General features: G+C 47.0%; 15 protein-coding genes. 7 read left to right on the top strand and 8 right to left on the bottom strand.

Annotated elements, in window-relative coordinates:
- Nucleotides 1-7 precede the first annotated feature (7 nt).
- Nucleotides 8-541 carry a peptide-methionine (S)-S-oxide reductase MsrA gene (gene msrA, locus ORJ01_RS02715; RefSeq protein ID WP_226749843.1) on the bottom strand — a complete coding sequence of 178 codons (534 nt, stop codon included), beginning with the start codon at nt 539-541 and terminating at the stop codon, nt 8-10.
- 86 nt (nt 542-627) lie between these two features.
- Here msrA and ORJ01_RS02710 point away from each other — a divergent pair, with 86 nt between their 5' ends.
- From ORJ01_RS02710 to ORJ01_RS02700, 3 genes are all read left to right on the top strand, one after another.
- Nucleotides 628-1,605, top strand: a complete 978-nt coding sequence (locus ORJ01_RS02710; protein WP_306176892.1) for an NAD(P)/FAD-dependent oxidoreductase — start codon at nt 628-630, stop codon at nt 1,603-1,605.
- Nucleotides 1,598-2,308: an SDR family NAD(P)-dependent oxidoreductase gene (locus ORJ01_RS02705; protein WP_306176891.1), complete on the top strand. Its 711-nt coding sequence runs from the start codon at nt 1,598-1,600 to the stop codon at nt 2,306-2,308. The genes ORJ01_RS02710 and ORJ01_RS02705 overlap by 8 nt, the downstream gene beginning before the upstream one ends.
- A gap of 88 nt (nt 2,309-2,396) precedes the next feature.
- Complete coding sequence (locus ORJ01_RS02700; RefSeq protein ID WP_306176890.1) at nt 2,397-3,455, top strand: alpha/beta fold hydrolase; 1,059 nt, start codon at nt 2,397-2,399, stop codon at nt 3,453-3,455.
- Nucleotides 3,456-3,709: 254 nt separating this feature from the next.
- Here the strand turns inward: ORJ01_RS02700 and ORJ01_RS02695 are convergent, their stop codons facing one another.
- Nucleotides 3,710-6,835, bottom strand: coding sequence for an efflux RND transporter permease subunit (locus tag ORJ01_RS02695; RefSeq protein ID WP_306176889.1), 3,126 nt, complete (start codon nt 6,833-6,835; stop codon nt 3,710-3,712).
- Nucleotides 6,836-6,837: 2 nt separating this feature from the next.
- Nucleotides 6,838-7,857: an efflux RND transporter periplasmic adaptor subunit gene (locus tag ORJ01_RS02690; protein ID WP_306177519.1), complete on the bottom strand. Its 1,020-nt coding sequence runs from the start codon at nt 7,855-7,857 to the stop codon at nt 6,838-6,840.
- A 256-nt stretch (nt 7,858-8,113) separates the two neighbouring features.
- Here ORJ01_RS02690 and ORJ01_RS02685 point away from each other — a divergent pair, with 256 nt between their 5' ends.
- The 4 genes from ORJ01_RS02685 (at nt 8,114) to ORJ01_RS02670 (ending at nt 11,795) form a co-directional block, all read left to right on the top strand.
- Nucleotides 8,114-8,779 carry a DUF2982 domain-containing protein gene (locus ORJ01_RS02685; RefSeq protein WP_306176888.1) on the top strand — a complete coding sequence of 222 codons (666 nt, stop codon included), beginning with the start codon at nt 8,114-8,116 and terminating at the stop codon, nt 8,777-8,779.
- A 58-nt stretch (nt 8,780-8,837) separates the two neighbouring features.
- The gene (locus ORJ01_RS02680; protein ID WP_226749850.1) at nt 8,838-9,173 is read left to right on the top strand and encodes a hypothetical protein; all 336 of its coding nucleotides are present in this window, start codon (nt 8,838-8,840) and stop codon (nt 9,171-9,173) included.
- A 108-nt stretch (nt 9,174-9,281) separates the two neighbouring features.
- Nucleotides 9,282-10,931: a DUF342 domain-containing protein gene (locus ORJ01_RS02675; RefSeq protein WP_306176887.1), complete on the top strand. Its 1,650-nt coding sequence runs from the start codon at nt 9,282-9,284 to the stop codon at nt 10,929-10,931.
- Between the two features lie 165 nt (nt 10,932-11,096).
- Nucleotides 11,097-11,795, top strand: a complete 699-nt coding sequence (locus tag ORJ01_RS02670; RefSeq protein WP_226749852.1) for a DUF2884 family protein — start codon at nt 11,097-11,099, stop codon at nt 11,793-11,795.
- Nucleotides 11,796-11,843: 48 nt separating this feature from the next.
- On the opposite strand, the gene ORJ01_RS02665 is transcribed toward ORJ01_RS02670, so the two are convergent.
- From ORJ01_RS02665 to ORJ01_RS02645, 5 genes are all read right to left on the bottom strand, one after another.
- Nucleotides 11,844-12,896, bottom strand: coding sequence for a succinylglutamate desuccinylase/aspartoacylase family protein (locus ORJ01_RS02665; protein ID WP_226749853.1), 1,053 nt, complete (start codon nt 12,894-12,896; stop codon nt 11,844-11,846).
- Complete coding sequence (rimK, locus tag ORJ01_RS02660) at nt 12,896-13,813, bottom strand: 30S ribosomal protein S6--L-glutamate ligase (RefSeq protein ID WP_226749854.1); 918 nt, start codon at nt 13,811-13,813, stop codon at nt 12,896-12,898. The genes ORJ01_RS02665 and rimK overlap by 1 nt, the downstream gene beginning before the upstream one ends.
- Before the next feature lie 88 nt (nt 13,814-13,901).
- On the bottom strand, nt 13,902-15,251 hold the full coding sequence (gene mgtE, locus ORJ01_RS02655) for a magnesium transporter (RefSeq protein WP_306176886.1): 1,350 nt from the start codon (nt 15,249-15,251) through the stop codon (nt 13,902-13,904).
- Between the two features lie 12 nt (nt 15,252-15,263).
- Nucleotides 15,264-16,226: a magnesium transporter CorA family protein gene (locus tag ORJ01_RS02650; RefSeq protein ID WP_306176885.1), complete on the bottom strand. Its 963-nt coding sequence runs from the start codon at nt 16,224-16,226 to the stop codon at nt 15,264-15,266.
- Nucleotides 16,227-16,306: 80 nt separating this feature from the next.
- Entirely contained in the window at nt 16,307-18,166 is a 1,860-nt protein-coding gene (locus ORJ01_RS02645) for a DUF885 family protein (RefSeq protein ID WP_306176884.1), read from the bottom strand.
- Between the last annotated feature and the right edge of the window lie 6 nt (nt 18,167-18,172).

The following is an 18,172-nucleotide window of genomic DNA, read 5'->3' as shown; positions in this document are numbered from 1 at the left end:
GCTGGATTTATTTTAGCAGGTGCTGAAATTGGCTGCGAAATTTCGACATTTTCGGTGAAATGACCCAATGACAGTAGCCTTGCTGTGGGTTTTGCAAATAATAACCTTGATGATAACTTTCTGCTGGATAAAACACACTGGCCGGGCTGATCTCAGTAACAATGGGTTGTTCAAATAGCTGTTGTTGTTCAAGCTCGCTTATTATCGCCGCGGCTTCGGCTGCTTGCTCCGCGTTATGGCTAAAAATAACGCTGCGGTACTGAGTGCCGACATCATTGCCTTGGCGGTTAAGTTGGGTAGGGTTATGTAAACTAAAAAACAGTTGGCATAGCTGTTTAAAACTGATCTGGCTATCGTCATAACTCACTTGTACCACTTCTGCGTGGCCGGTTTCACCGGTGCAGATGCTTTGATAATCAGGATTGAGGGTATGACCTCCCATGTAACCACTGATGGCCGCGTGTACACCGGAGACTTCATTTAACGCTGCTTCTAAACACCAAAAACAGCCTGCGCCGAACGTGGCAATCTGTGTACTCATCTCTTCTCCTTGCATCAACGGCTGATCGTGCCTGTCGACTCTTACGTAATGTAAAGCCTAATAGATTATAACACGCCGGAGTAATAATGACGTTGGCAGTAATTGGTGCCGGTATGGCTGGGTTAAGTTGTGCCTTTGCGCTGCAACAAGCGGGACAACAGGTTGCGGTATTCGATAAAGCGCGCGGCGCCGGTGGCCGCATGAGCAGTAAGCGCAGTGCCGAAGGCTATTTAGATCTCGGCGCCCAATATTTTACGGCGCGGCAACCCTTATTTCAGCAGCAAGTTGCACAGTGGTTAAAGCAAGGTGTGGTCAATCGTTGGTTAGCACCCATGTATCAATATCGTGCTGGGCAATTAGCAGCTTCCCCCGATGCTGAGCAACGCTTCATTGGTACGCCGGCGATGCACAGCCCACTACGCGCGATGGCCGACGCCCTAGAATGCCACTTTAACTGCCGTGTTAGCACCATAACAAATACGGCAGAGGGCTGGTTTATTCAAAACGAGCACGCGGAGCAGTTTGGGCCCTTTGCTCAGGTAATACTGGCGATCCCGCCGGCACAAGCTGCCACATTATTACCTCCGCCATTAGCGGTGACGTTACCCACCGATTTATTACAACCTTGCTGGGCCGTGAGTTTACAACTAAGTAAGGCTACGCAGCATGCCGCCGGTGGTATTTTTGTTAAGGATCAGGCATTGGGTGTCAGTTGGATCAGTCGGCAAAACAGTAAGCCCGGGCGCTCTGTGACTGAAAATTGGCTGGTGCATTTTACGCCTGAGTTTAGCCAACAGCATTTAGAGCAAGATACTGTTTTTTGGCAGCAACAAGCTCAGCATGCCTTAGGCGAAATTTTAGGCTTGGCTAATGACAGTATTTCAGTCACTAGTGCGTTATGTCATCGGTGGCTGTATGCCCAGCAACAGCAGATGCCAGATAGTAATTTCCAAGATGCAATAGCGCCGGGTTTATGGTTAGCGGGCGATTGGACACGTGGTGGTCGGGTTGAAAATGCCTGGCTAAGTGGTTATGAATTAGCTCAGAGGATCCAGCATGGTTGAACAATGGCTCATTATTGGTGCAAGCGGCGGTATTGGCCGTGCCTTTGTTGACCAGTTACTGGCACAAGGCAAGCAAGTGTCGGCAATCAGCCGACAACCGCTAACTGAAAAAGTAGCAAATCTGGCGTGGTATACACTGCCGCAGGCCGATGCGCCTGAGACGGCATCGGTATTGACGACTATTTTTAGTCAACCGGTTACGGCTATCGTGTTATGTCAAGGTTGGTTGCACGGCGATAGTATGCAGCCAGAGAAAACTATCCGGCAACTGAGCGCTCTAGCGATGCAGCAAAGTTTTCAGGTTAATATTATGAGTCCGGCACTGTATTTACAGGCTTTGTTTCCTTTTATCCAAAAACTGCCGAATATCAAGTTAGCCGTGCTCAGTGCCAAAGTGGGCAGTATTACGGATAATCAGTTAGGGGGCTGGTACAGCTATCGGATGAGCAAGGCGGCGCTGAATATGTTGGTGAAAACAACCAGTATTGAATTGGCGCGTTATAACAAAACGGCCAGTTTAGTTAGTTTACATCCCGGCACCACGGATACGGCGCTATCTGCGCCATTTCAGCGAAATTTACCTGAAGGGCAGTTACAAAGCGCGCATGCCACCGCGGAGCGTTTATTGCCGGTTATCGCGGGCTTAAACCCAGAGCAATCCGGTCAATTACTTAATTGGGATGGACAAGCGCTACCTTATTAGAGCTTAGGTTTTTTATGCGCCATGTCGCGGGTCTGAACTATGACAGTCTTTAGCTGAACTTATCATGATTTCAAGCAAGAGGATCCTTATGCGTTTTTTCAGCAAGCATCAAGCCTTAACACTGGGCAGTTGCCTTGGACTCTTACTCTTAACGCTAACGGCCTGTTCACAAAAACAGCCGATCAACAATGTGGCTTGGCAGCAACAGTTGAGTTTACCCTCAGTACAACAAGCACTGAGTGTTGCTGAAAATTTGTCGCGTGATGTTGAACAAATCAGCTTTGAATGGCTGGACTCGGCTCGTGAACGCAGTGTACCAGCATTATTGTTCAAACCGGCTGCAGCACAACAGGCGAAAGCCTTAATCGTGTTCTCACATGGTTTAGGCGGCTCCAAAGAGCGTTATGCTTATCTGGGGCAATATTGGGCCAGTCAGGGTTTTGCGAGTTTGCATTTACAGCATGTTGGCAGCGACCGCAAAGTGTGGCGAGGTAGCCGTTTATTATTACCCTTTCGTCTAATGGATGCGGCCGATGATACTGAAGCACTGGCTCGGGTTGAGGATGTGAAATTCGCTTTAGATCACATTTTAGCCTCAGAGTATGCCGGGCAGTTTGATCCGCAGCATATTGTGATGGCTGGACATTCTTATGGTGCTAACACCGCTATGCTATTAAGTGGAGCACAGGTGAAGCAAAATGGCCGTTTGGTCAGCCTAAAGGATGAACGGATCACGGCGGCCATTTTGATTTCAGCCCCGCCTTTTTACAATAACCAGCCGCTGTCTCAGGTACTATCTGATGTTAGGATCCCAACGCTGCACATTACCACTACCGAAGATGAAATCACTGTGCCGGGTTTTTACTCTGCACCACAAGATCGGCTTGAGCTGTATTACGCTATTGGCAGTCAATACAAAGTATTGGCGGTGTTCAGTGCCGGCAGTCATAATATTTTTACCAATTGGCGTCGTAGTGGAGACTCTGTGCCTCAGCAGCAAGTGATTAAAGCGGCTACACAAGCGCTATCAAGCGCGTTTATCGCGCAAATTACTAGCGGCGATGATCGTGAATTACGGCAATGGGCGCAGCAGCATCAACCGGTGTTAGCAAACTTTATACGTTCGGATAGTTTTGCGCTACGCTAAGGCGTTGCTAGCGAAGGCCGCGTGGTTTTACGCGGCTTAATGATATCTCAATGCAATTATCCCTTCATGTTTCAGCTCTTTCTATCGCACAACGGACACAGGAATAACCGGCTGACAATACTGTTTTAACCCTGCTGTTTAATGCATGGCGCGACTAAGTTAACGGATGAACGCGACATGTTAAGTAAGCCATTCAGCCAATAAAAACGGGAGCCTTAAGCTCCCGTTTGTGATCAATCAGCTGCAGTTAGGCCTTATTTTGGCACTACCTCGTCAGCGGCATGCTCATCAGGTGCAGCTAATTCGAGTTCTTCTAGCTTACGACTAATCGAGCGTGGTGAACCTGTATTGCGTGCAATAGCAATATAGACCACCGGTACCACATAGATGGTTAATAAGGTTGCTAAGGCAACGCCGGCTAATATCACCATACCGATAACCATGCGGCTTTCAGAGCCAGGGCCGGTTGCCAATACCAGCGGTAAGCTACTCATTACCGTAGTAAAGGCAGTCATCACGATTGGGCGCAAACGTTGCGCTGCGGCACGTTTTACCGAATCTTCAAATGCTACTCCGGCATCGCGTAGTTGGTTAGCAAATTCCACAATCAAAATACCGTTCTTCGCCACTAAACCGATCAGCATCACTAAACCAATTTGGCTATAGATGTTCAGCGTCATGCCGGCAAAGTAAAGGCCTGACAAGGCTCCGACTAAGCCAAGAGGCACGGTAACCATGATCACCAGAGGGTGTATAAAGCTTTCAAATTGTGCGGCTAATACCAAATAAGTGATAACCAGTGCTAGCACGAAAACCAGCGCCGTAGAGCGGCCACTTTCTTGAAAGAGTAACGACTCGCCTTTATAGTCAACGCCCACAGTGTCATTGATATCCGTTTTGACGATATTTTGCAGATACTCCAGTGCTTCGCCCAAGCTATAACCATCCGCCATACTACCGGTGATGGTAATCGACCGCATCCGGTTGTAACGGTTTAGGCTGGAAGCTGTGGCTTCTTCACGCAGCGTCACTAAGTTATCTAAAGGAATTAACTCGTTGCTACGATCCGAGCGAATATAAACGTTACTGATTTTAGTTGGCGCGCGGAAGTCATCATCTAAACCTTCGATAATCACATCGTATTCACGACCACGGTCTAAGAAGGTGGTGACGCGGCGGCCACCGAGCATCGCTTCCAGTGAGCGGCCAATGGCACCTACCGACACGCCTAAATCACCGGCGCGATCGATGTCGATATCAACTAAGATCTGCGGTACGGTTTCTTTATAATCGTGATCCAGCATGAGTAAGTTCGGGTTTTCAGCGGCTTTAGCCAGAATAATGTCACGCCATTGCGCTAGCTCTTCGTAGGTATTGCCTTGAATAACGAACTGTATTGGACGATTACCGCCGCCACCGCCGCCTAAGCCACTACGCATAAACGTAAAGGCTCGCACGTCAGGCAGTTCGTTTACTTTGCTGCCTATTTCCGTTAGTAAATCTTGTGTCTTGCGTTTGCCGTTATACCAGTTTTCAGTACCAACAATGGCGATACCACCGCTGTTACCCCAACCAGGGACGCGCAATAGCATCCGAGTCAGCTGCCCATCCTCATAGTAAGGCGTTAAAATGTCTTCAATTAAGCGCATATTGCGGCTGTTGCTTTGATAACTTGCCCCTTCGGCGGGGCTCATCATCACGAAGAAAGTACCGCGATCTTCTTGCGGCGCGAGCTCGCTTGGCAGCATTCTGACTAATTGCACACTGGCGACAAAACATAACGTGACCACCACCAAAACCGGCCAACGCTTGGTGCACACTACGGCAAGTTGACGTTCGTAGGCGCTTTCTAGCTTGGCAAATGCCTTGTGTAACCAAGTGCCAAATCTACTTTCACGTTTGCGATGCGACAATATTTTGCTGCAAAGCATCGGTGATAAGGTGAGTGCGACCACACTGGAAAAGGCCACTGCCGCGGCCACCGCCAACGCAAACTCGGTAAAGAGTTTACCTAGCTCACCTTGCATAAAGACAAGTGGTACAAACACCGAGATCAATACTAGCGTGGTTGCCACCACAGCAAAGCCAACTTCGCGCGCACCTCGATAGGCTGCCAGTAACGGCGCTTCACCTTGCTCAATCCGCCGATAAATATTTTCTAAAACGACGATAGAGTCATCAACGACTAAGCCAATAGACAGTACCATGGCTAGCAAGGTCAGCAAGTTAATTGAAAAATCTAATGCATAGAGCACGGTAACGGCCGAAACTAGGGCAACCGGGACGGTAATCGCTGGGATAAAGGTGGCACGGATATTACCCAAGAACAGGAATATCACTAATATAACCATACCCATGGCAATACCTAAGGTGTTGTATACCTCTTTAATAGACTCCGAGATAAACACTGAAGAATCATAGCCTGGCTCAATGGTCATGCCTGCCGGGAGATTGACTTTAATCTTTTCCATTTCCGCGCGGGCATTGCGAACCACTTCCAGGGTATTAGCTTTAGATTGTTTAATAATGCCGATACCGAGAATGTTTTTACCGTCGCTGCGAAATTCACCTTCTTCATCTTCAGCGGCCAAGCTAACATCGGCAATTTCTGATAAACGCACTAAGTAATTATTGGCACCGCGTTTGACTACTAAGCGTTCAAAATCTTGTTGCGAGCGGAAAGAGCGTACCACGCGAACAGTAAAATCACGGTCAAAAGATTTGATATTACCGGCGGGTAATTCGACGTTTTCAGCACGTAAAATAGATTCAACATCTTGAACGGTGACACCACGCGCCGCCATTGCATCGCGGTCTAACCAGATACGCATGGCGTAATCGCGTGAGCCACCGAATTGCAAACGGGCCACGCCATCTACCACTGAAAAACGCTCAGCAATATAACGGTTAGCGTAATCGGTTAATTCCAGTGTGGTCATGTTTTCGCTGTTTAAGACAAACCAGGCAATGGTATCTTCGTCTGAGTTTGCTTTAAATACTTCTGGTGGATCAGCTTGATCTGGAAGGTTGTTCAGTGCCCGAGACACGCGCTCACGCACATCATTAGCGGCGGCATCAATATCACGTTCAACGTTAAATTCAATGGTGATACTTGAGCGGCCATTGCGGCTACTGGAGTTTATATTTTTGATGCCCTCAACACCGCTGATGCGATCTTCAAGCAACTGCGTGATCTTACTTTCAACAATTTCAGCAGAAGCACCCGGGTAATTGGTATTGATGCTGACTACCGGTGAGTCGATATCAGGGTATTCGCGCAGCGGCAGCATGCTGAAGCAAACGATACCGAAAATCACTAACAAGATGTTAATAACGGTGGCAAAAACCGGTCGCTTAACGGAGGTATCTGATAACCACATCCTTAACCTCCAACTTTATTGATGGTAATGCCGTTGCGAACCTTTTGTACGCCTTCAACAATCACTTCATCGCCTTCTCGTAACCCAGACAAGATCTCTACCCAACCTGGAATGCGTTGGCCAATTTCGATTTCTTTTTGCATCACTTTGTTATCCGCATCGACCACATAGACATATTGCCGGTTTTGCTGGGGTACTAAGGCTTTTTCAGAAATACGCAGTACTTCACGGTTTTCAAGTTGCAAACGTACAGACAATAACATCCCTGGGCGCAGTTTTAAGCTTGCGTTGTCAATTTCACCATGCACGGTGACCGAGCGCGTGACCGGATCTAAACGCGTATCAATGGCCGAGACTTTGCCGCTGAAGGTTTCGTCCTGATAAGCTACGTTAGTCACAGTTAAGGGCATTCCAAGAGCCACTTCTGAAAGATAGCGTTCTGCGACACTAAATTGCACGCGTAGCGTTTGCATATCATCAAGGCTAGTAATCACAGTGCCAGCATTGATGTAAGCTCCTTGGCTAACTTGGCGTAAACCTAAAAAACCGCTGAAAGGCGCACGGATGGTCATATCGTTCAGCTGCTTGCTGGCGATGTCCAGTTGCGCTTGCGTGCTGTTTACGCGGCTTTGTTGTTCATCCAGCATCGATTGGGCGGTGGCTTGGGTTTTGGCTAAGTTCTTCAAACGATCCAACTGCCGAGATTGTTCTACTAACACGGCTTTTAACTCCGCAACACGGGCTTTTTGCTGAATGTCACTGAGTTTGGCAATGATTTCGCCTTTATTAACTTTTTTGCCTTCACTGACGTTGAGTTCTATTAAGAATTCGCTACTTGGCGCAATGAGTTGAATGGAGTTGTTGGCAATACCGGTGCCTATGGCGCCGACTTCGCGACTCATTTCATGTCTTTCAACCTGGGCAGTTTTAACCGAAACCGCGCCGCTAGGTCCACGTCCGCTGTCTTGAACTTGTCCGGATTGCCAGAACAAAAAGCCAACAAAACACAGTAATGCTAACAAAATGAACCATATTAATCGTGAATGTAATTGCGCCAAGGGAACTCCGGAACGTTAAGAAAAATCATCTTGGCTATTGTATGGAATTATCGACCGGTCAGATTCCCTATTATCGCAATCTGACTACACTTGGTCGTATCAGAACGATGTTTCGGAAAATCTCAACCGTTATTGTGGCTGAAATATAGTTTTAGCTGGCTTAAACCAAACAAACACTGGCAGACTATAAAGCAAAGAATACGGGAAAGGGGAGAGCATAATGAGCAAATTATCGCTTGCTGGTTCAGCCAGCAGTGGCGGGGCCAAACTGTTGCTGCTAAGTATTGGCACATTGTTTGTGCTTTTTATCTATACCTTATTATTGGCGGAACAATTTAATTGGTTGCTAGCGGTGGCGTATATAGCCAGTTTTATGGGGATTTTTATTGCTTGGGCAAAATTAGCCGAGCCCAAATACAGTATCGATTGTGATGAACTGGGCGTGCATTATCATCATCGTGCCGGCAGCTGGCTGTTGCCATGGCAAGCCTTTAGTTACAGTGCTGTGCCAAGTATTGGCGGCGAAGATTTGGCATTTATTGGTTTTAAAGTAACAGATTACGATGCGGTGTTAGCAAAACTGCCGTTACGTTTAGCCGTGAAAATTATGACTGAGCAACGGCCTATTTTTTTAGAAGCCATCAAGCAAAGTTGTAGTATTGGCCAGTGCGCGACTGAGTTACTGCGTGAAAAAGATCATTTTACTACTAGCAAGCAGCATTATGATGGTGTTAAAGCGATTTTTGCCCAACGCATGCAGCGTATTACGGCGGCTTGTGGCTTTGAATTGTTAGTGCCTGTTAATGCAGAACCTGCTACTGTGCGCAAATGGTGTCAGGATATTAATCGGTTACGACTGCAACAACTGCATCCTGATGATAACTAGACACTTGTGCCGTGGTGTATAATAATACAACCATATAAAGTTAGCTGGCAGGGTTAAAATGAGCAGTTATGACAAAGCATTTTTGGTGAGTGGCCGTAACACCATTATTCATAAAAACAAGAAGTTGGATTTGATTATCATCAATGATGATAACAACCCAACGCTGATCGTCACTCGTCATGGCGTTAAGGTGTTTGAAGATGAAGTGCCAGACAGTCGCTTAGAAGCTAAAGAGCAGTACATGGAGTTGGTTGATGTTTCCAGTGTTGATGTATTTGGTGAAACAAAAACATTGTTGTTTATTCAAGCGTTAAATAACAAAGAATATAAAGTTGATTACACCAAAAAAGACACCGATATGTTTATTCGTTTACACCAGGATAATTATATCTAAAGCGCTCCATTACACCCTGAAACCCTGCTTTATATAGGGTTAATGTTATTGTTAGAGCGTGTCATGGTTCCTTTTGCTTTACCTTTAACCTGAGATAACGGGTTACTTATGCAATTTACTGAGCACAAACTTAAAATAATAATAAAAGTGCCGGTGTCTGCTACTGCTATCAGTGCTGAACTGATCCGCAAAGCATTAATAGACGCAGGTTATGGCCGTTGTTTTGTGCTGCAAGCACAAATCGACGCCTTGCTAGCCGAATACGCTCCCTTGTGTAAACAAGTAGAAAAACAGACTTTGCTTGAAAATAGTGAAGAGCTGGTTTATCCAGTTGCTGAAAAACGCCCAGCAACAGTGACCTTTCAATTTTCTGAAGACAAAATGTTAGCTATAGCGACCGTTACTGCGGCTTATGGCGGCGCACCATTGGCTGCCAATGCATTGGTAAAAGCGGCGCAAGAGGCTGGTATTGTCTTTGGCTTTCAAAAAGAACAGATTATACAATTAATCCAAACCAGCAGTCAGGCTGAGCCTGGTGTTCAGCTACAGGCAGAAATTGCTACCGGCAGACTGGCTAAGAATGGTTTGGATTCCCGTTTTGACCCATTAATTCCTGACATGGTGGTAAGACGTAAGCGACCACAGGTCGATTCAATTCATAAAGTGGACTTGCGTGATTTTGGTAGTGTCCCTTCTGTTGTTGCCGGCGATCCTTTGATGCGCCGCTTACCCCCCACGCTAGGTGAAGCGGGCTATACGGTGACCGGCGAAAAAATGCCAGCTGAACCTGGTAAGGTTATCGAGTGGCAATTTGGCAGTGGCGTAGCGCTAAGTAGCAACGATCCCAACCTATTGCTGGCGAAACAAGATGGCTTACCTCGCTCAATTGAACATGGTGCGACCGTAGATGACGTTTTTAATACTTCACAAGTCGATTTAGGATCGGGTCATATCATTTTTAAAGGATCAGTGGTGATCACCGGTAACGTTTCTGCTGGAATGAAAGTGCTGGCAGGTGGCAATGTTTATATCAAAGGTGTTGTTGAAGGAGAATTGATCGAAGCCGGTGGTGATGTGGTGATTGATGGTTCTATTATTGGTCATCAAATCAGCGAAGGCGATCAGCATTTTACAACGGTTGTTAAAGCTAAGGGCGATATTCATTGCGCGTTAGCACAGTACTCTGAATTAAATTGTCAGGGGTCACTCTTCGCCAGTAAATACTTAATGCACTGCAAGGTCGAAGCTAAAACAGTATTGGCAGGTAGTGAGGATAAAATTAACGGCAAAATTGTCGGGGGGCATTATCTGCTGGCAAATGGTCTTAGCTGCGGTCAGCTCGGCTCGCCGTCGAATAGTCCGGTGATGATCCAATTGAACCGTTTAATTACGCCTTTATTGGAACAACAACGTTTACTTCGAGAGCAGTTAGTGTTGAGTCGACATGAGCTTGAAGAGTGCAAAGCACAAATTGAGCAACTGCGTAAAGCGTCCGCCGGTAAAGGTGATCCGCAATTACAAATGTTTGAATTGGATTTTCAGCAACAACGAGAGTTGGTTAAAGCCTTGATCACTGAAGTAAAAGCTCTTGAAGAGCAGCGCCAAAACATTTTGCAAACATTAGAAATTAAGGTTACGCAGCAGTTATTTTCTGCCGTTGAAGTGCAGTTTGGACCACAGAGTGTGCGTACCCGACGTGAGCATAGCCCTTCTCGAATTAAGATCAGTGAGGGGCGTCCGCTGATTGAACCTTTGTAACATAGCCGCAATGCGACCAGCTGGAGCTACTTTGCGTTATTAGGTCGTGTAAATTGTCAGTTTTTTTTCTATGCTATACCTCAATTCAATAACTGAGCTTTTGCGGTGCCTTTACTTCTCGTTTTGCTGTTATTATTTTGTTTTCCGGCTGCAGCCAATTGTAATATGGCATTTCGTTATGGCGTATTAATTTCGCCTGAGCATATTCGAATGATGCAAAACAATCGTACGCATGTGCAAATCAATCATGATCAGCAATTGTTTGTGCGCGGTGAGTTGCAAACACTCAGTGAAGAAGAACAGCGCTTACTGCAGCAATATGCCGAAGGTTTACGTAAGTTCGTGCCTGAGATTGTCAGCTTAGCCGTCGATGGTGTTGAAGTGGGGTTATCCAGTATCGAAGCCATGTTAGCTGGCGTGGGGAGTCAATCTCAGCAAGACGAGTGGCGCGCGCTGATCCGTGAAACTACCTTTCAATTTTTATCGCGTTTTGTACGCAGTGGGGACCACTTTTATCTGGCGCCGCAAAGCTTGAACGAGTTAGACAACTTTCTTAATCGTGAACTCAAACCGCAGTTAACCAGCTTAGCGCGGCGCACTGTCGGTGCTGTGTGGGGCGCATTGCGCGATGCGTTACGTCAATCAGATAACAACTTTGAGCGGGCCGAAACTCAAGATTGGCAGTCTGTGAATCAATTGATGGAAAAGATCACCTTGGGTATGGACGAAAAAATGGTCGAGCTTGAAGCGAAATCAGCCCTGTTTTGCCAACGCATGCGCGAGCTGGACCATATTGAATCAAAACTGCAAAAGCGTATTGCCAGCCTTGCGCAGTTTGATGTGGTGGTTGAAAAGCCCGAATAGCCGTGTGTGCTTTAGACGGACTATTTACCTCTGGCGCTGTCATGGCGCTTATACCACGCCGTACTCATCTTGCAGCGATACCGGCATCGAGTTATCGACTTCATCACTGATTGCATCCAGCGTCTTTTCCGCTTCTTCCAATGAGCTGACTTCGGCAATATGAAACAATGCCTCACCTTCATTGACTAGCGGTAAGTTATTGCGGCCAATCACCACTCCCGCTAAGGTGGCATGAATAGCTACTTCAAAATCAGAGTAGGGTGAGTAAATATGAGCCAGTAAATCACCTTGCTGTACCGTTTGTCCTAGGCTGACATAGTAGCGGGCGATACCATCGTGCTCAGCTCTCACCCAGCTACTTTTTTTAGTAAACAGTGAGTCTGTTTTTTTGCCGCGTTTTAAGCGACTCAGCATACCGAGATCTTGCATCACGTTAACAATGCCACGCACGCCGATTTTAATCGATTGCTCGTCGAAGCGCAGTGCTTCACCCGCTTCATATAACAAAATGGGAATGCCCATATTATTGGCCGTGCCGCGCATGGTGCCATCACGTGTAGCGGCTTTGACGATAATCGGTGCGTTAAAGCTCTCTGCCATGCGCAGCGCCATTTTATCTTTGGCGCTGGCGCGAACTTGTGGCAGGTTTGCCCGATGGATGGCCCCCGTGTGCAAATCGATGGCATGGCTGCACTTTGACAGCACTTGATTGGTAAATTGGAATGCCATGCGACTACCCAGCGAGCCTTTTTCACTGCCGGGGAAACTGCGATTAAGATCGCGCCGATCGGGCAGGTAACGTGATTGCTGCACAAAGCCATAGGTGTTGACGATTGGCACGACGATTAAGGTGCCTTTGAGTCGACTTAACCTTGGCAGTTTAAGCAAACGTCGACAGATCTCGACCCCGTTTATTTCATCACCATGCAGGGCCGCCGTGATTAACAACACTGGCCCATCTTGGCGGCCATGCACCACATGCGCGCCGATATTCAGTTCTGTGTGGGTATAAAGCTTACCAAAAGGAATATCCACAACCGCGCGTTCACCTGCAGCGATATAGGTATTAGCCAGCATAAAAGGGGGACGAGTTGTACTCATTAGCCGGTGCCTTTGGTTTTTAATGGTTTTTTGCTTTGATGGCTTGCAACCTTTTTCTCTAGATAGCGAATGATCATGCCGGCCACATCTTTTTCGGTGGTGGTTTCGATGCCTTCTAACCCCGGTGAGCTATTGACTTCCATGACCACCGGACCATGATTAGAGCGCAGTAAATCAACACCCGCTACATCTAAACCCATGGTTTGCGCTGCCGCCAAGGCGGTTTTACGCTCTTCTGGCGTAAGGGTGATCTTAGTGGCACTGCCGCCGCGATGTAAGTTTGAACGAAACTCGCCGGCTTTAGCTTGGCGTTTCATCGAGGCCACGATTTTATCGCCCACCACGAAACAGCGTATATCGGCACCGTTCGCTTCGCGAATGTATTCTTGTACCAGGATATGCGCATTTAAGCCCATAAAGGCATCAATCACGCTTTCTGCCGCGGTGCGGGTTTCGGCTAACACCACGCCAATACCTTGGGTACCCTCTAACAGTTTAATGACCAGCGGGGCTCCGCCGACCATATCAATTAAATCGGGAATATCACCGGGCTTATCCGCAAAGCCCGTGATCGGTAAACCAATACCTTGGCGTGCTAATAATTGTAATGAGCGTAATTTATCGCGAGCGCGACCGATGGCGACTGATTCATTTAGCGAGTACACGCCCATCATCTCAAATTGGCGCAGTACTGCGGTGCCATAAAAGGTAATTGAAGCACCAATGCGTGGGATAACCGCGTCAAAGCGCTCGAGCACATCACCTTTGTAGTGAATCGAGGAGTTACTGCGGTTAATGTTCATATAACACATTAACGGGTCGAGCACTCTGACCTCATGGCCAGCGTGAGTAGCGGCTTCTACCAATCTTTTGGTGGAATACAGCTCAGCGTTACGCGACAAAATCGCTATCTTCATAAAGGCTCCTGCCTGCTCGCCAGGTTGGCGCAGACACTAAACACCAGGGGGCTGACAATCGGTCGATTGTCAGGAATTCGGCAAGCTATTATGCCAGTAAAAATAGCGAACCCAGCCCCAGGAATGCAAAAAAACCGACGACATCGGTCACGGTGGTCAAAATAACTGAACCCGATAAGGCCGGATCAATTTCCAGTTTATCTAACCAGCGAGGAATAAAGACACCGCAGATAGCCGCAATAATAATATTAATAATAATCGCCACACCAATGATGCCGCCAATCAGCCAACTACCAAACCAAAAGAAGGTGATCACCGCGATGACGATTGACCAAAGCAAGCCATTTAATGCGGCAACGCCAATCTCTTTGCGCAACAGCGCAACATAGGTTTGTTCAGTAATTTGTTCTAGCGCCAAACCGCGGATCATCAGCGTAAGCGTTTGACTGCCCGCAATGCCGCCCATACTGGCGACAATAGGCATCAGCACGGCTAGGGCGACCACTTCTTGTAATGTCGCCTCAAATAAACCGATAGTCCAAGCAGCTAAAAATGCGGTAAGTAAATTAATGCCGAGCCACACCGCGCGGCGTTTGGCACTAATGAAGACCGGTGCGAATAAATCTTCTTCTTCATCTAAACCGGCGGTGTGCATGAATTGGCTTTCTAAGCTGCGCCTCACATTTTCTAATGCTTCACCAATAGATAAGCGGCCCAATAATTTACCCTCGGCAGAGACGACCGCTAGGGCGGTATATCCAGAGCGAGAGACCATATCTGAGCCTTGGTCTAAATCTAACTGACCATCAACGACCGGGGCTTCATTATCAATAAAGCTTTCAATCGGCAAATGGCTACCGCGACCCAGCAAGCGACTAGCGGAGACTTGTCCGGCATAGCGGCCGGTGCGGTCAATCACAAATAAGGTTTCTTGGTATTCAGCGTCTTCAGGCAGACTTTGAAACAGCCGAATGGCATCACGCACACGCGCATTTTTATTTAAGATCAGTAAGTCATGATCGGCATAACGACCACACTGATCTTCATCATAGGTTAAAGCGATCTCTAGCCAACGGCGTTGACTGGCGTCTAGGCGTGAGCAGGCATAATCGTAAAGCCGAGGGGGCAACTCTTCCAATAACTCAAGTAAATCATCAACTTCCATTTCCTCAACGAGGTTGCGCAGTTGTTGATCATCGAGTTGTTTGAAAATGTTCTCTCGCGCATCGACCCGCATATGGGTTAAGGCACTAACTTGATCTTCTGCCGCTAAGCCGAGCCAACAGTTTAACCGCTGCTCTAGCGGCATAGACTCTAACGCTAACGCCAGCTCAGACGGTTCTAATTCAGTTAGCCGAGTCAGCAGCTGATTTAATTCGTCTTCATCGAAACTGTCACGGACAATTTCTTCAATATCAAGATGTTGGCTCTCTACCATACAGACTCCTTGTTACCACCAATTCTTGAACTTAAACCAGATTAGACTACCCAGCCCGACAAAAAACATCACGATTAAAGCAATAAAATAACCATTTTTGTACATTAATTCTGGCATATTAGCAAAATTCATCCCATAAATGCCGGCAATAAAGGTTAAGGGAATAAAAATCGTGCTGACCATGGTTAATACTTTCATGCGTTCGTTAATTTGATGTGACGTTGTCGACATATAGCCATGCACTAAGTCGCTAAGCTGATCATAATACATGTCGGTCATGGAGTGCAGTCGTTCAAATTTTTCATAAAAGTCACGCACATCGGTGCTAAGAAACATTTTACTCATTGGATGCAGCTCTTCGTAACTGGCTTCGGCAAAAATATCTTTTTGGTAAGCCAAGTTGCGACTGACTTTGCGTAATACCGATCGGTAGCGCATCATGGTGGACATCAGTTCATCGTCACCTTTTTGCAGCATAACATCTTCAAGCTCACTTAATTCGTCCTCAAAAATCAGCAGCTTACCTAAGTAGCTCGCCGATACAGCAAGGATAACTTGCTTAACCCAATCGCTCACGGTGGCATTTTTTTTCTCCGCTAATTGCGGTTGTAATTGGCTGGCGAGTATAGGATCGTGACACTGAATTTTACTGATCAGAATATCGCGAGAAAATAATACATTAACCTGTGCGCTTTCGGTCAACTCGCTAAAGTCGGGATCGGCATAACCCCTTAAAATCAGTAAAGAAAAGTCGTCTTGGGCTTCAAATTTAGGCGGGTGACGCTGACGTGTAAAATCTTCTAACATGGTCGGCGCAATCGCCAATTTCTGCATGACATGCAGCTCTTCTTCACTACTCGCCTCAGATAAATCGATCCAGATCGGGCTGGTAAATTGAAAGCCATCAGATAAGGCTTTTAACTTTCGTTGTTGCCAAGTAGTCGATTCGTGATCAAAAAAACATAATGTAATCATGCAGGACCTTATTGGTTTTTGTTTTTAATTCTGCCCAACACATCAAGGCGTGTTGGGCAGTGGGGTCCAGAGGGTTGGCCTTAGCTGGCGTTTGGCGTGCTGCGCTCGCGGATATAATCGTTGACTAATTGCTCAAGCACATCCAACGGCACGGCACCATTGGCAAGAACCACTTGATGGAACTCACGAATATCAAACTGCTCGCCCAATTGCTCTTTCGCGTGCTGGCGTAATTCTAGCAGTTTCATCATGCCGACTTTATAAGCGGTGGCTTGACCTGGCATCACAATATAACGCTCGATAGCTTTGATCGCATCGTTTTCAGGGTTCGGTGTGTTATCCATTAAATACTGGATGGCTTGTTCACGTGTCCAGCCTTTAGCATGAATACCGGTATCAACCACTAACCGTGCTGCGCGCCATAACTCCATCGCTAAGCGGCCAAAATCTGAATAGGGATCTTGATAGAGCCCAATTTCTTTTGGCACCAGTTCAGAGTATAGACCCCAACCTTCAATATAGGCAGTGAAGCCACCAAAACGGCGAAACTTAGGAATACCTTCTAGCTCTTGCGCTATCGCCAATTGCATATGGTGCCCCGGAATGCCCTCGTGATAGGCCAGCGCTTCCATCTGATAAATGGGCATACTGCTCATTTGATACAAGTTGGCGTAATAGATACCTGGGCGCGAGCCGTCCATTGATGGCCGCTGATAAAAAGCTTTACCGGCACTGGCTTCGCGAAACGGCTCAACCGCTTTGACAATCATCGGTGCCTTAGGCTGCACGATAAACAGCTCATCCAGCCGGGTGCGCATATTATCAATAAGTGCAGTGGCTTCGGCTAAATAAGCGGCTTTACCCTCTGCGGTTTCAGGGTAATAGAATTGCGGCGCTTCGCGCATAAACACAAAAAACTCGGCTAAGTTACCCGCAAAGCCGACTTGCTGCATGATGGCCTGCATTTCTTTATGAATGCGAGCGACATCATCTAAGCCTAATTGATGGATGGTAGCGGCATCCATATCCGTGGTAGTCATACGGTTTAAACGATTTTGATAAAACGCCGCGCCTTTCTCAAAACGCCAAACCCCATCATCGGTACCGGCTAATTTTTCTAGCTCGCCAAGATAACTGATTAACTGCTGATAAGCAGGGCCAACACTGGTTAAAAGCGCAACCTTCGCTTCATCTAACAGCAGTTTTTGTTCTGCAGCTGGTAAATTTAACGCGGTGATCTTGCTGGTAAAGTCGCTCAGAAGGGTGCTATCACCTTCCTCAGTAAAAGGGGCGCCCTGTAACAAATTTTCGCTAGCGCTTTTTAAGTGCGGAAAAACAAACTTTGGCACAATAATGCCAACATCAGCGCGCTGTTTTAATTGTTCTTTTAACTGCTCGAATAATTTGGGCACGGCATTTAACCGAGCGATATAGGCTTTTGCATCACTGATATCACTGATTTTATGCTGATTAATCAACACCGAGGGCACTTGTGAGTGCACGCCATACATCTGATTAACGGGGTAGCTGTATAAACGCCACTCTGCATCGGTCAGCATATCTTGTAATTGCTGCTGCATTAACTGATAACTTAGGCGGGTTTGTGCATCTAATTCAGCAGGGTCGATGGTGGCTAACAATAAAAGATGTTCACGCGTTTGCGCTAATTCTGCGGCGAAGGCACTGTCGCTCAGATCTTGCCACTTATCATAATCATCTTTGATGCCCAAGCTGGTTTGTAAAATTGGGCTACGCTTCACACGTTCATTAAAAATGCGTTCAAAGAGTTGATTGGCGCGCTCATTCACATCTACTTGCTGCTGTTGCGAAGCGGGCTCGCTGACATTCGTTTCCGCGGGTTTTGGGCCGCAACCGCTAACTAAGGCGGCAGATAACAGCAGTGGCAATAAAGCCAGAGTATATTTAGGTTTTTTCTGCATTGTGCT

It is taken from the genome of Alishewanella sp. SMS8 (assembly GCF_030737935.1).
Taxonomy (GTDB): domain Bacteria; phylum Pseudomonadota; class Gammaproteobacteria; order Enterobacterales; family Alteromonadaceae; genus Alishewanella; species Alishewanella maricola.
Note: the sequence above shows the minus strand (reverse complement) of the source record. Positions and strands in the feature narration are given on the sequence as shown.